General features: G+C 71.6%; 10 protein-coding genes. 7 read left to right on the plus strand and 3 right to left on the minus strand.

Annotated elements, in window-relative coordinates; genetic code table 11:
- Positions 1 to 67: 67 nt before the first annotated feature.
- Positions 68 to 931, minus strand: coding sequence for an ATP adenylyltransferase (locus tag D7X30_RS14735; RefSeq protein ID WP_120563543.1), 864 nt, complete (start codon positions 929 to 931; stop codon positions 68 to 70).
- A 94-nt stretch (positions 932 to 1025) separates the two neighbouring features.
- Complete coding sequence (locus D7X30_RS43615; protein WP_120563544.1) at positions 1026 to 2471, minus strand: hypothetical protein; 1446 nt, start codon at positions 2469 to 2471, stop codon at positions 1026 to 1028.
- A 238-nt stretch (positions 2472 to 2709) separates the two neighbouring features.
- On the opposite strand from D7X30_RS43615, the gene D7X30_RS14745 reads away from it, so the two are divergent.
- The 5 genes from D7X30_RS14745 to D7X30_RS14765 all read left to right on the plus strand — a co-directional run bounded on the left by D7X30_RS14745 (position 2710) and on the right by D7X30_RS14765 (position 10508).
- On the plus strand, positions 2710 to 3270 hold the full coding sequence (locus tag D7X30_RS14745; RefSeq protein WP_120563545.1) for a DUF2378 family protein: 561 nt from the start codon (positions 2710 to 2712) through the stop codon (positions 3268 to 3270).
- 135 nt (positions 3271 to 3405) lie between these two features.
- On the plus strand, positions 3406 to 4485 hold the full coding sequence (locus tag D7X30_RS14750; RefSeq protein WP_120563546.1) for a hypothetical protein: 1080 nt from the start codon (positions 3406 to 3408) through the stop codon (positions 4483 to 4485).
- Between the two features lie 168 nt (positions 4486 to 4653).
- Entirely contained in the window at positions 4654 to 6795 is a 2142-nt protein-coding gene (locus D7X30_RS14755) for an FUSC family protein (protein ID WP_120563547.1), read from the plus strand.
- Between the two features lie 43 nt (positions 6796 to 6838).
- Complete coding sequence (locus D7X30_RS14760) at positions 6839 to 7909, plus strand: hypothetical protein (protein ID WP_120563548.1); 1071 nt, start codon at positions 6839 to 6841, stop codon at positions 7907 to 7909.
- A gap of 82 nt (positions 7910 to 7991) precedes the next feature.
- Positions 7992 to 10508, plus strand: a complete 2517-nt coding sequence (locus D7X30_RS14765; RefSeq protein WP_120563549.1) for a hypothetical protein — start codon at positions 7992 to 7994, stop codon at positions 10506 to 10508.
- Between the two features lie 10 nt (positions 10509 to 10518).
- Here D7X30_RS14765 and D7X30_RS14770 read toward each other — a convergent pair whose 3' ends face one another.
- Complete coding sequence (locus tag D7X30_RS14770; protein ID WP_147443191.1) at positions 10519 to 11592, minus strand: energy transducer TonB; 1074 nt, start codon at positions 11590 to 11592, stop codon at positions 10519 to 10521.
- Between the two features lie 123 nt (positions 11593 to 11715).
- Here D7X30_RS14770 and D7X30_RS14775 point away from each other — a divergent pair, with 123 nt between their 5' ends.
- Complete coding sequence (locus tag D7X30_RS14775) at positions 11716 to 12954, plus strand: hypothetical protein (RefSeq protein ID WP_147443192.1); 1239 nt, start codon at positions 11716 to 11718, stop codon at positions 12952 to 12954.
- Between the two features lie 6 nt (positions 12955 to 12960).
- Positions 12961 to 14265: a hypothetical protein gene (locus D7X30_RS14780; RefSeq protein WP_120563552.1), complete on the plus strand. Its 1305-nt coding sequence runs from the start codon at positions 12961 to 12963 to the stop codon at positions 14263 to 14265.
- Positions 14266 to 14434: the final 169 nt, after the last annotated feature.

A 14434-nucleotide genomic window follows, 5' to 3' on the forward strand; every position in this document is an offset into this window, starting at 1 on the left:
GCCCTTGTTGACGGGTGAGCCTGCTGCCCGGGCATTGTGCCGGTCCGCTCGCGCGGTTGCACACTTCCTACGGAGCGACGCCCGCGACCTGGCGCAGCAATTCCAGCGGCCCCAGCGCGGCGACCGCGTCGAACTGCTCGGGCGTGCGCACCAGCAGCGACCCCGCGAAGCCCAGCGCGTTGACGTTGACGCCCAGGTGCTCCGCGCGGCCGCGGGGTACCAGCAGCATCCAGTCCCGGGTGGCGAGCAGGTTGTACGGCGCGCTCTCCGCCAGGCCCAGCGCGTCCCGCAGGAGCCGGTACGCCGCCAACATCCGCGCGCCCTGCCCCGGCGCGCCCCACGGCCCCAGGCCCGCCAGCAGGTGCGCGAACGGCAGCGACTCCGCGGCGACCACGCGGCCCGGCCCCGGCAGCACGGGGAAGAGCGCCTCCACGGGCGCGCGCAGGCGGTCCGGTCCCAGGGGCGGCACCAGTTGCAGGTGCTTGTGGCGCTGGCTGGCGCCGGCCGTCTCCCCCGCGTTGTAGAAGGCCAGCCCGTCCAGCCCCTCCAGGCACGTGGAGAGCGCGTCGAAGTCCGCGTGCGTCAGCAGCGCGTCCTGCGACTCGAAGGCCCGCGTCACCAGCAGCAGGTGGTGCTCCACGACGTTGAACTTGTTGAGCAGGCACACGTGCGCGGGCGCCACGTCCCCCAGCACCAGGTCCGGCTCCGGGTTCGCGAACGGATTGAACGGCTCCGAGCCAGACGGCGCCGGACGCTTGCGCTCCTTGAGCGCCACCCGTCCCAGCACGCGCACCTGGAACTCCGTGCCCGCGACCGGCACCGTGCGCGCTTCCGTGGCGATGGGCTGGAGCGCCCCCGTCTCCAGCGCGTGGCGGGTGACGTCCAGCGTGCGGGGCCACAGGGCGGCGGGCGACAGCGGGGCGGCGTTCACGGGCGGGCTCCTGGCGCGAGGCCTTCCAGTCTGTGCCGTCCGCTCACGCCAGCGTCAACCCGCTTGCGGCAAGGGAGCGCTCCGGATGTCCGCCTCAGCGCGGAGGAGGGCGGAAGACGTACTGGTACACCTGCGGCTCGCTGCCGGGCGGGTACTGGGCGTCCATGAAGGCCACGTGCGCGCTGTGGGTGATGAGCACGTCCTGGAGGCTGTCGTAGAGCACCACCACGTTCGTGGCCTTCCCGGTGGGGTCCAGGTCCACGCGCACCTTCAGGTTGCCCTTGAGGTCCGGCTTCTCCATCAGGTGCTCCAGGTACAGCGCCACCAGCCCCAGCGACACCCGGTCGTAGATCTGCTCCACCGTGCCCTTCGCGGGCGAAGCGGGCAGGTGCAGCTTCTTGGTCAGCTGCGCGGCCTCCTCCACCGCCTCGGGCACCGGCCGCTCCGGAGCGGCGAGCGCCGCGCGGTACGCCGCCATGGATTCGAAGTAGCGCTCCAGCTTGAGCAACAGCCGCGCCCGCCGCACCTGGATGTCCGCTCGCTGCGGGGCCAGCGCCGCCGCCTGATCCAACCGCGCTTCAGTGGCGGCCACGTCCTGTTTCGCCTCCGCCAGCGTCGCCAGCCGCAGGAGCGGTTCGGGGTCCTTGGGCGTCGCCGCGGCCAGGCGCACCAGGGCCTTCGCCTCGTCCTCCGGACGGTCGAGCTCCACGGTGAGCTTCACCCACGTGGCGAGCACCGCGGGCTCCGCGCCCCCGAGCGTCGCGTAGCGCTCCAGCATCTTCACCGCCTGCGCCTTGTCACCCGCGGCGAGCCACGCCTCCGCCTGCCGACGGTGCGCCTCGCGGTCATGCGGCTGGAGCGCGACGAGCAGCGCCCCGGCCTCCGCGCCCGCCTTCGCGTCCCCGGCCTCGCGCGCCAGCCGCGACAGCACCTGGAGCGCCTCCGGCTGTTCGGGCCACTCCTTCACCGAGCGCACCAAGAGCGCCCGCGCCTCCGCCGCCCCACCCGGACGGCCCGCCAGCAGCAGCGCCAGGTCCGTGCGGAAGCGCGGGATGTCCAGCTTCGCCAGCGCCTCGCGCAGCCGGCCCTCCGCCTCCGCGGGCTTGCCCTCCGCCTGGAGCCGCAGGCCGTCCGCCCAGAGCGCGGGCGCGAAGCCGGGCACCGCCTTGCGCGCGGTCTCCAGCGGCGCGGCCGCGTCCTTCAACATGCCCCAGCGCACGTAGACGAGCCCCATGCCCACGTGCGGCCACGGGTTCTCCGGGTACACCACCGCCAGCGCCTTGAACTCGGCGAAGCTCTCGTCCGAGGGCAGCGCGAGGAAGGCCCGGTACACCCGGGGCATGGGGTCCTTGGGCGCCTTCGCCTGCTGCGCGTCCAGCTCCGTGCGCAGCGTGCTGGGGCTGCCCTGGACCCGCGCCGTGTCCACCCGCTGGAGCATCACCATGCCGTCCGCGGCCGGCGCGGGCACCGGCCGGGCGCCCAGGGCCGGGAGCGCGCACAGCACGGACAAGAGCAGGCACGTCAGGACACGGGACGTCATCAGGGCCAGTGGGAAGCCAGGGAGAGCCAGGGGGCACCCGGACGCTACCAGATGGACGCGCCCCGCGAGGGCTGGGAGTGTTTACGCACCTTGCGTGAATTTCATGGATACACGCGATGTTTCACGGGCGCCGGAACGGGTGGAATGGCCCTGGAGGACGACCGCGCTTTCGGGCGTTGGACGCCACGCGGGCGGTAGGTCTTGACCGGAACGCGCGGTGCTGGGCGGAATGGCCCCCATGGCCACCGCCGAGAAACTCGTATTCCCGACCATCGTCGAAGGACTCTTCGTCCGGGGACTTTCCGGGAAGGTGCCCTTCGCCCTCAAGGAGCAGCTGCGCAAGGAGGGCCTGGACCTGGACCGGCCCCTGCAGCCGGCGTACTCGCTGGACACGTGGACGCGCTGCGTGGCGCTGACAGCGAAGACGCTGCACCCGGAGCAGCCGGACCCGGTGGCGTGGCGGATGCTCGGCGAGCGGATGATCGACGGCTACCGCGACACGATGGTGGGCCGGGCGCTCCTGGGCGTGCTGCGGCTCATCGGGCCCAAGCGGATGCTGCTGCGCACGCAGCACAGCTTCCGCACCGGCAACAACTACACCGAGGTGCGCATCACCGAGCGCGGCGAGCGCGAAGCGGACCTGTGGCTCAACGAGCCCGGCCTGCTGCGCTACTTCAAGCAGGGCGTGATGCTGGCCACGGTGCGCGCCGCCAGCGGCCCGGCCACGCAGGTGGACGTGGTCCAGTTCGACGACGACAGCGTCACGTACCGCGTGTCCTGGGGCGCTCCGGGCGCCTGAGTCACCGGCGTCCCCCTGAGCGCGGATCCGCGACCCCGGGGCCCCTTGCTCGCACCGGGCCCCATCTGCCAGCGTGAGGGTCTGCGCGTGGCGTCCGGGCCGTGAACGGCCGCGCGAAGAGGGGGATTCATCCAAATGCCGTCGAGCAAGCGCGCCAACCTGCCGCGCTGGAACGGTCATCAGCAGGGGTTCTTCGAAATCTGGTTCCTGGTGGTGCTCGACCCGGGCGGAGACCGCGCCTGGTGGTTGCGCTACACCCTGTTCACTCCCGCGCCGGGAAGCGGCGGCGAGCCTCGCGCCACGATGTGGGCGGCGGCGTTCGACTGCGCATCCCAGGACCGGCCCGCGGTGGCGCTCAAGGCCATCCATCCGGCCTCCGCGTTCACGGCGCTGCCGAACGGCGGCGTGCGCATCGCGGACTCGGAGCTGACGCCCGGCCACGTCCACGGCCAGGTGGCCAGCGGCGGGCACTCCATCACGTGGGACCTGCGCTTCCAGGGCGGTCACCCCGAACCGGTGCGCCGCGAACCGCGAGGCACCGCGCTGTTGCCCCTGCCCACGCAGGTCGCCCACGTGCACGACGACGTCACCTTCGAAGGCACGGTGACGGTGGACGGCGAGCGCATCGACGTGAAGGGCGCGCCCGGCCTGCAGAAGCACCTGTGGGGCCACCGGCGGCTGGAGGAGCTGACGTGGCTGTACTGCCCGCGCTTCGCCGAGGACCCGGACGCGCGGCTGGAGATCATGGCGGTGCGCGCGAAGCGCAAGCGGGGCCACCCGCGGCTGTCGCCCATCTACCTGCGCACGCGCGACGCCGAGCACACCTTCCATGAAATGCCCCACGTGCTCCTGTCGCGCGTGACGTCGCCCACGTCCGGGGAGCTGTCCTTCCGCGCCGCTTCCGCCACCGTGGCCATTGAGGGCCGCGCGTGGTGCGACCCGCGCACGCTGGTGGGCTATGCGTACCGCGACCCCACGGGCTGGGACGTGCTGGTGGCCCAGAGCGACGTGGCCCGGTGCGAGGTGCAGCTCTTCTCCCGGCCCCACCCCTTCGCGGCGTGGAAGCCCACCGGGAAGCTGACCTCCACCGTGGGCGCGCTGGAGTTCCACGGTCCGGAGCCGATGCCGGGCGTGCGCTACATCCCCTGGGATGGCACCACGCTCGAAGCGGAAGGCGCACCCGCCGAGGACGCGCCGGCCCTGGGAATGGGCTGACGCCAGGCCCCCCGCCTCCGACTTCCGGGAGGGAGGGGCTTGTGGGACGGGGCCCGGGGTACTGCCCGGGTGGCGCCCAGGCCTCGAGGGGAGGAGCCTCCTCCGCGTGTGGATGGGGACGGCCGTGGCCACCCTCTGGGGTGACGGCCCGCCGCTCCCCTGAAGCCCATGCGCCATCGACTGCGGAGACACCTCCAGTCGCTCCTCCGGGTGGACCCCGGAAGACCGGCCCTGTGGGCGGGCATCCGGGCCGCCGTCGCCACCGCCCTGCCCTTGTGTCTGTCGTTCCTGACCACCGTGCCGCAGGCCGGCTGGGCGGGCCTCACGGGGCTGCTCGTCACGCTCGCGGACAAGGGCGGCTCCTACCGCGTACGGGCGCGCGTCATGGGCGTGGTGACGGTGCTGGGGGCGCTGGTCGGCCTGCTCGCCGCGCCCGCGGGCTACACGTACGTGGTGGACGCCACGCTGCTGCTCCTGGGTGTCACGGCGGCGAACTTCGCGCGCTGCTACGGCGAGACAGCGGGCTCCGTGGGAGGTCAGCTCGCCGTCATCTTCGTCGTGTCGCTGGGCGCGCCCGCCGCCTCGCCGCGAGAGGCGGTGCTGCGAGGCGTGGCGCTGCTGCTGGGCGGCCTGTGGGCGATGGCGCTGTCGCTGCTGCTGTGGCCGCTCAGGCCCTACCGCCCCGCGCGCCGGGCGGTGGCGCAGGTGTACGCGGGGCTCGCGATCGCGGCGGAGGACCTGGGGAGGGCCACGCGGGACGGAGCCACGGCCGAGGCGTGGGCGGCGGGGCTGCAGCGCCACGCGAGGCTCCGCCCGGACATTGAACGGGCGCGCGACGTGCTCGCGGCCACGCGGCGCGGGAGGCCTGACGAGTCCCGGCGGGGCGAGCACCTGCTGGTGCTGGTGGAGCTGGTGGAGCCCATGGTGGCGCTGCTCAGCGCGCTGGCGGAGGCGATGCAGGTGGTGGGACGCGACCCGCACATGCACGCGACGCGAGACCGGGTGATCCGGCTGTGCGAGGCCTTCGGCGCGATGGACCAATGGGTGTCGCGGGCGCTGCTGCAGGAGCGCAACGAGGGCATGCGCGAGCCGCCCCGGCTGGCGCTGAGGCCCCGTCGCAGGCAGCCCGCGAGGATGGCCGCGCCGCCGGTGCGTCAGAGCGCGGAGGGGCCGCTGTCCACGCACGTCGCCACGCTGCTGGACCGGCTGCGTGAGCACGCGGGCGTGGCGCACGAGACGGCGTCGGGCCTGCTCTTCGGAGACCCGGTGTCGGCGCGAGGCAAGGGCACGGTGGGCGGCCCCCGGCAGGCGCCGGGGTTCTCCCTGTGGCGGCCGATTCGCGACCACCTGCACGCGGACTCGGTGGTGCTGCGGCACGCGCTGCGCACGGGGATGGTGGCCACGGCGGCGCTGGGGCTGACGCGGGCGTTGCAGGTGGGCGACGCGCACTGGGTGAGCCTCGTGGTCATCTCCATCCTCCAGCCCTACGCGGGCAGCACGGAGGAGCGCGTGCTCCAGCGCACGCTGGGGACGCTGGTGGGCGCGAGCCTGGCGGCGCTCATCGCGACCACGGTGCACACGCCGCCGATGATGATTGGCGTCATCAGCGGGCTGACGGCCATCTCCGTGGCGCTGCTGCCGCTGAACTTCGGCGCGTTCCAGGTCCTGCTCACGCCGGACTATCTCCTGATGGCCACGCTCAGCTCCGGGGACTGGACGGTGGCGTCGCAGCGCTCGCTGGGCGTGCTCATCGCGGGGGCGCTGGCGCTGGTGGGCTCCTGGACGCTGTGGCCCAGTCCGGAGCGCCGCCGCTTCCCGGACGCGGCGGCCTCCGCCCTGCGCGCGGACGGGAAGTACCTGCAACAGCTGGTCACGCACCGCAGCGGCACGGAGCCCGCGGTGAACGAGGAGCGCCGCCTCCTGGACCAGGCGCTGCTGGAGGCGGAGTCGTCCTTCCAGCGCTTGATGACGGAGTACCGGGGCCCGCCCGGGCACCTGGAGCCGGGCATGGCGCTGCTCACCTACACGCGCAGGTTCGCGCTGGCGGTGACTGCGCTGGGCACGGGGCGCTTCGAAGGAAGGACGACGTCGGTGCTGCCGCAGCAGTTGGCGCAGCGGGCCAGTGACAGCCTGGAGCTGCTCGCCCGCGCGCTACAGGAGCGGCGCGAGCCCCCGCCCCTGCCCGCCCTGGCACTGCCGCGCACCAGCGACGACCCCGTGCTGGGCAAGCTGCTGGAGCGCGTGCCCCGGCAACTGGGCATCCTGCACGGCGCGGTGGCGCGGATCAGCGAGGACCCGTCGCTGCGCTGACGCGGCATTGTCACCTGCCGTGAACACAGCCGATACTCATGGAATGCCCCGTTCCCCCAAGCCCTTCTCCATCGCCAACCTCCGCAAGGACAACCCCCGCTTCAATCCGTTCGACGTCCTGCAGGATGGCGTCCAGGAGCCGGAGCCGGGGCCCGAACGGAAGCCGGCGCCCCACAAGACGGCGCTCCACTTCGTCTGGTACGGGACGGGCAAGCCGAACGACTCGAACACGAAGACGCCGAAGGCCATCGCGTCTGGCTTTGCTTCCGCGACGGTGTACTTCTGGTGCCTGCCCCAGATGGCCCCTGAGTTCGAGCGGGCACTGGGCAAGCGCGTCAAGGTGCACGGGCTGGACGAAGTCCTGGGGGCGCCGGTCGTGCGCAAGGAATTGGGCGCGCTCCTGTTGGACAAGCTGGACCAGCTCCTGGCGTTCTACCTGGCCAACAAGGGCCACGCGCCCGCCAAGGACATCCTGACGTTCCTGACGCTGGGCGTGAACGGCGGGTACTTCCTCGACGCGAACTGCGTCATCGAGGACCGCAAGCAGTTCGAGAAGATGCTCGCGCAGCCTCCGAAGGTCCCCACGTTCCTCAAGCTCGAGGACAGCCTCACCTTCAATGCGAAGCACCCTTCCTTCATGAAGGACGAGTTCGCCTTGCAGATGGGCATGGAAGAGGACCCCTCGGACGAGCTGACGCAGCTCAACGGCACGGACATGTGGGCCATGTACGCGCCGTCACGGCACCCGATGATGTGGACGATTGCCCGCCACTACATCGCCCGGGCGGAGGCGTTTGGCTTCTGCGGGGCGCCCGTCCAGCCCAAGAGCCTGCGTTCCCAGCTGCGTAACACCTTCGTGGATGCGGAGTTCGCCCAGCAGAAACGCACCCTGGCCGGCGCATTGGGGATCCAGAGCATCTTCTCCGGCATGGTCGAACACATGCGGCGCCATGCGCAGTACCGGCCGGAGGACGTGAACTGGAAGGTGGACGGAGTGAAGAACGGCCAGGTCGAGGGCAGCGGTCTCGCCCTGTCACCCGCCTCCGCGAAGGCGGACTACTGGGTGGAGGACCTGGGCATCACGAAGGGCCACGGGGACAGTTGGACGAAGTAGGCACCAGGGGGCGACCCGTGACGGCACGAGGCTGCGTATCCTGGAATGGAACACATGTCGGAACGCACCTGGAGCCGTCGACTTGAAAGACTCCCTGAATGACGCGACCGCGGGATGGCCCAGGCGCGCGGTGTTGGCCTCGCAGGTCCTGCTGCTCGTCACGGCATCGGCCTGCGCGTCGAACAAAACCTCCCAGCGGGATGCCGCCTGGGCCTCGCACTTCATTGAACAGGCCGTGCACATCGAGGCGCGGGCCCGCGCGGTGGGCATGGCCCGGCTGCATGACGTGCGCGCGGAACAGATGGAACTGCGCGGATGGATGGAGACGCTGTCGAAGGAGCTGACGCTCGGCGGCCCCGAGGCGCAGGGGCCCGGACACTACGCGCTCGCGTGCGGGGCGCGCGCGCTGGGACAGGACGCGGAGTCCCGCGCGCACCTGGAAGCCGCCTGGAACGCGGGCTTCCGCGAGCCTCGTGTGGCGTGGGCCCGGGCGCAGGCCCTGAGCGAGCGCTACCGCGTGCTGCGGCTGGAGGCGCTGGCCACGCCGGACGCGGACGAACGGAAGGTGCTCGATGAGGACGCGGAGCGCCAGTACCGGGAGCCGGTGCTCACGCTGCTGCGGCAGGCCTCGGGGGCGCAGGTGCCGTCCTCGGATTACGGCGCGGCGCTCGTGGCGCTGCACGAGGACCGCCTGGACGCGGCGCTCGCGCTCCTGGAGCCCCTGGGCACGAAGCATCCCTGGTTCGTGGAGGCGCGGCTGCTGCGCGCGGACGTGTTCCTGCTGCGCGCCGCTCAGCGCTGGGGCCGGGGCGACAAGGTCCATGCCCGCGAGGACCTGACGGCCGGACGCCAGGCGCTCACGGAGGCCCGGGCCACGGCGGAGAGCTTCGCGCCGGCCCACCTGGCGCAGGCGCGCTTCGAGACCGCCGCGATGAACCTCACCCGAGCCGACCTCTCCGGCGCCGTGCTGCTCTTGTCCGGTGAGGATCCGACCCCGGCGAAGTGGGGCGTCGAGGCGCTGGACATGGCCGCCCGCGTGGATCCCGGCAACGCCGGGTTCGCCTGCGAGAAGGCGCGCTTCCTCAACGTCCTGGTGGAGCACCTGGACCGCGCACAGCACCACAACGACGCCGTGCGCGAGGATGCCATCAAGGCCGCGCAACACGCCCTGGCCCTGGATGCGGCGAGCGCATGTGGCCGCGCGGAATGGAGCCGGGCGCTGGTGCAGCAGACGGAGGAGTTCACGAGGCAGAACTCCGTGGGGAGCCCCGAGCTCGGGGAGGCCCTGGAGCTGCTGGACACCACGCCTCCGTCCGCACGGGACCTCGCGTTCCACCGGCTGCGGGCCCGGCTCCTCCATGCGTGGGCGGACAGCATCTTCGAAACGGGGAGGCCGGCGGTTGGCTCACTCGGCTGGCAGCGCCGGGACCAGGCCATCGAGGCCTACCGGCTCGTGCTCGCGATCGAGGCGCGCATCCCGGCGGACCAGGTCCGGCTGGGGGAGCTCCTCCTGGCCCGGGGGTCCGATCCCGCGGCGAAGGACGCCAGCGCGGACCTGGACCAGGCGGAAGCGGCCTGGGAGAAGGCCGTCCGGCTCCACATGAAAGCGCCCGAGGTGTGGCTCCTGGAGGCGCGCATCCGCATGGCTCAAGCCCTGCGGCAGCGGGCCCGCGGGGAAGACGCGGGGCCGAACCTGGCGAAGGCCGCGACCGTCATCGAAGCCGCCATCACCCCCGGGGCCCGCGAGCCGTCCCTGCATCACGCGCTGGGGCGCATCCTGATGGAGCAGGCGAAGGAGGCCTGGGAGCACGGGGGCGACCCATCCGCCCTGCTCGACAAGGCGGAGGCGGCCCAGGCCCAGGCGACGACGCTGGCGCCTCTCCTGGCGATGGGAAGGCTCGGGCAGGCGGCGGTCCACGCGGCGCGGGCGGAGTACGCCTGGCGGCGGGGAGCGGATCCCACCGACGAGGCGGCCCGGGCGTTCGCGTTCTACAGCCAGGCGCGTTCAGTCCCGAGACCGCGGAAGGATGAGCGGTTCGCGGGCCTCTACTATTCCGCCCAGCTCCAGGCGCGCCCCCTGGTGGAGCAGGGCCGCGATCCCGAGCCCATGCTCCTGAGCCCGCTGCATGAACTCGACACGATGGAGGGGTTCCACCGGGATCGCGTCGTGCATCACCGAGCCCACGGCGCGCTCTATGGCCTGCTGGCCCGCTATTCGGCCCGCACGAACGCGGAAGAGGCGGAGCTGGGGTTCAGCGGCGCGGAGAAGCACTACGCGGAAATCCTCAACCTGGAGCCCACGCACCAGGAGGCCCGGTTGGAATTGGGCCAGCTGCTGCGTGAGTGGGCCGTGGCGCGGAAGGCCGCGAAGAAAGACCCGGAGCCGCTGCTGTCACGGGGGCTCACGCTGGCGGACGCGCTGCTCAAGGAGCGTCCGAACTGGGCCGAAGCCCGGCTGCTGCGCGCGGCCATCCTGCGCACGAAGGACCCGGCTTCGCCCCAGGCCCGCGAGGACCGCGATGCGGCGCTGAAGGCCAATGCCAACCTCGCGCCCGGCTGGAGGCGTCAGTTCCCGGAGGACGGGCCGCTCAAGCCCTGAGCGCCTGGCTTCAGGGAGTGGCCGGGGGCGCGGCGCAGGCGGACTGGTAGTCCTGGAGCTTGCGCTGGAAGCGCTCCCGTTCCGGCGCGGGCCACTCCGCGGGCAGCAGCTCCACGGCCTTCTGTTGTTCGGCCAGGGCGGCGGTGCACTGCTTCAACCCGAACTGCGCTGCGGCGGCGGTCTCCAGCACATAGGGATTGTGGCTGCGTCGCAGGAAGGGGCGCACCGCGCTGAGGGCCGGCGCATACTGGCCTGACTGCACCAGCTGCCACGCGGTCTCGCTGGCGGCCCACCCACTCCTGGGCGCCAGGAAGTATGCGCGGGCGACGGCCTGGGGATAGAGCGGATCCCCTGGATCATTCTTCGCGAGCTCCCGGGCGAGGTTGAGCCATGCCGAACGGCTCTCGGGATTCTGGCGGACCCGCAGCCGGGCCCATTCCTGTTCTTGATGCCGGGTCAACGTGCGCCCCTCCGGCACGAAGCGCACGTGGAAGGTGTAGTCGACACTCACGGGGTGCCCCGAGATGGTCGCGGGACGGTACCGAGCCAATTGACAGGCCGCGAGGTTCTCTTCGACGCCGGGCAGCCGCGCCCCTTCCACGACCTTGCAGTCACGCACCTGGCCATCCGCGCCGATGCGGCAGTGGAAGACCATGAATGCGAACGCCCCCTGCCTGAGCAACGGCTCGGGATACGTGAGGGCCGCCGGAGAGATCACCGCCGGACCGCTGAACGCCTCGGACTCGAGCCTGCAAGCTTCGGCGAGACCCGCCACACACGCGGCCGCGATGTCCTGGAACGCGCTGAGGATGGCGTCCTCTCCGGGGGTGCCACGCAGCGTCCTGACCGCCTCCTCGAAGACAAGAGGTGCCTGCTCTGGCTCCAGCTTGCGCGGCGGCTTCGGCGACACCTCGGCCCCGATCGCGACGTCCCACATCCCCGTCGACGGGAGGCCCTTCTTCACCTGGAAGGACTCCATCGCGGACATCAGATGGCCATGACTCGCGGGCAGGGTCGGGATGCCTGAATGAGCACATCCGGTGAATCCAAGCAGCAGGGACAGGAACAGCCAGCTCCAACGCATGGGTCCGCACTCTAGACATGAGTCGGCACGGGCTGGAATGGCCCCGGGGAACAACCCGTGGCGCCGCGAAGCTGCGTATCCTGGAGTGGGATTCCCTTCCGGAACGCACCTGGAGCTGTCTGATTGAAAGACGCCGCGAACGCCGCGCCCCCTGGATGGCCCCGAAGCGCGGTGCTGGCCTTGCAGGTCCTCTGGCTCGTCGCGGCCCCGGCCTGCGCGACGGGCACGTCCTTCCAGAGGGACACGTCCCTGGCCGCGTACTTCAGTGAAGCAGCCGAGCGCATCGAGGCCCGGGCCCGCGCGGTGGACCTGGCCCGGTCGCACGACGTGCGCATGGAACACGCGGAGCTGCGCGACTGGATGCAGACGCTGTCCATGGAGATGATGCTCGCGGGTCCCAAGGCGTGGGGCCCCGGACAAGCCGCGCTCGCACGAGCGGCGCTGGCCCTGGGCGACCTGCACGCGACCTACGTGCACGTGGAGGCCGCATGGAGCGCGGGCTACCACGAGCCCTCCGTGGCGTGGACCCGGGCCCTGGTGCTCAGCCAGCGCTACCGCGAGCAGCGCGTCGAGGCGTTGACCGTGCTGGATCTGGATCAGCGGAGGGTGCGCGAACAGGACGTGGATTTCATATACCGCAGGTCGGTGCTCGACATGCTTCGTCAGGCCCGAGGGAAGGAGGCCCCGTCGGCGGACTACGGCGCGGCGCTCGTCGCCCTGCACGAGGACCGGCTGGACGCCGCGGCGGACCTGCTGGAGTCCGTGGCCACCGAATATCCCTGGTTCGTCGAGGCGCCACTGCTGCGCGCGGACGTGCTGCTGCTCCGCTCCGCACAGCTGTGGGAGGAAGGCCACAAGGATGCGGCCCGGGCGCAACTGGAGAACGGCCGCAAGTCCCTCGCCGCAGCCAGGAGCACGGCGGAGAGCCGGATGCAGACCCACCTGGCTCAGGTCCGGTTCGAATCCGCCGTCATCGCCCTCCTCCGTACCGACCTGCCCGGCACCATGCCCTCCTACGACCGAGAGGAACCGGTGCCCGGCGTCATGTCCTTTCACGGCCCCGAGGGCTCGGGTCCCGCGGGCCGCGCCTTCAGCGCGCTCGACGCGGCGTCCCGGCTCAATCCCTCCGCCCCCGTCCCTCCCTGTCTGCGGCTGCGATTGCTCAATGCCCTGGTGGAGCATCCCCGGCGCCAGGAGGCCTTCAACGGCCACCTGGCCCAGCACGCGAGCGAAATCGCCAACGTGATGCTGGCCCGGGACCCGACCAACCGCTGCGTCCATGAGGAACGGCTCCGGACCCAGGTGTCCCAAGCGGAGAAGGCGAGGCAGGAGCGTTTCAGCTCATCGATGCCCTCGGTGTAGGACCTGTTGAAGGCCATTCCCCCAGCCGAGCGGGGCCTCGCGTTCGACCTCCTGCACGCCCGGATCCTGGAGCACGAGGTGGCGCTCGAAAACGAATGGGGAGGGCCTCGGGTCGGATTCCGGTACGGCGCGCACCGGGACCAGGCGATCAACGTCTGGCAGGTCATCCTCGCGCGCGAATACCGCGTCCCCGCGTATTGGGTCCGGTTCGGGGAGCTCCTCGTGGACCGGAGCCTGGACCCGTTGACGGTGAACCGGGCAGAGGGCCTGGATCTGGCGGAGGAGGCCTGGGAAAAGGCGGGTTCCCTGCACACGAAGACGCCCGGCCTGTGGCTGCTGGGAGCCCACGCCCAGATGGCGAAGGCCCTGCGCCACCAGGCCCGGGGCGAGGCCACCGGTCTCACGTGGAAGACCGCCGAGTTCCGCCTTCGTGATGGCCTCACCGCGTATCCGCGTGAAGCGTCACTCCATCACGGTCTGGGTCAGGTCCTCCTGGAGCAGGCGAAGGAGCGATGGGCAAGCGGAGGCGATCCCACCGGGTTGCTCGACGCGGCGGAGGCGGCGCAGGCGGAAGCCACGACGCTGGATTCCGGGCATGGCCCGGGGAAGCGGGCGCAGGCGGACATCCATGCGCTCCGGGCGGAGTACGCCTGGCGGCGGGGAGAGGATCCTTCCAGCCACGTGGACAGGGCCGAAGCCTTCTATCTCCAAGCCATGCCCGAGGGGCCCTCGAACGCGGAGGCCGTCCTGGGCCTCATGCGGGTGCTTCAAATCCAGGCGCGCTTCCTGCTGGAGCAGGGGCGGGATCCGCAGCCCGCCTTCGACCGCGGGGGGAAGTCCATCGACCTGATGGCCCGTCTTGCCTTGATACGGCGAGTCCAATACCTGCGACTCGCGAGCGGGGACGCCCTCTTGCTGGCCCGGTGGACGTCCCGGACGGATCCACGGCAGGCGGAGTTGCACTTCGACGGCGCGGAAGCCACCCTCACCAAGGCCCTGGAGAACGTGCCTCGGAGTCACGAGGTCCGTCTGGATCTGGGTGAGGTGAACCGGTACCGGGCGATGGCGAGGAAGGCCGCCGGACAGGACGCGGAGCCCTTGCTGGCAAAGGGACTTGCGCTGGCGGACGCGTTGCTCAAGGAGCGTCCGAACTGGCCCGAAGCCCTCTTGCTGCGCGCGGCAATCCTGCGCACGAAGGACCCGGCTTCGGCCCAGGCCCGCGCGGACCGGGACGCGGCGCTGAAGGTCAATGCCAACCTCGCCCCCGGGTGGAGGCGTCAGTTCCCGGAGGACAAGCTCCCGGTGCCTTGAGCGCCGCGCGGCAAGCAAAATATCCATAACGGCGTAAGGCTTTGTATCCTGGAATGGCACACGTTCTGTGTCCGTCACGGAACGCACCAGGAGCCGCGCCATTGAATGACGTCCCGAGCAGCGCAACCGCTGGAAGGTCCCGGAGCGGCGTGCGGGCCTTGCAGGTCCT

Origin of the sequence: Corallococcus sp. AB011P (assembly GCF_003611605.1) — a bacterium.
Classification (GTDB): domain Bacteria; phylum Myxococcota; class Myxococcia; order Myxococcales; family Myxococcaceae; genus Corallococcus; species Corallococcus coralloides.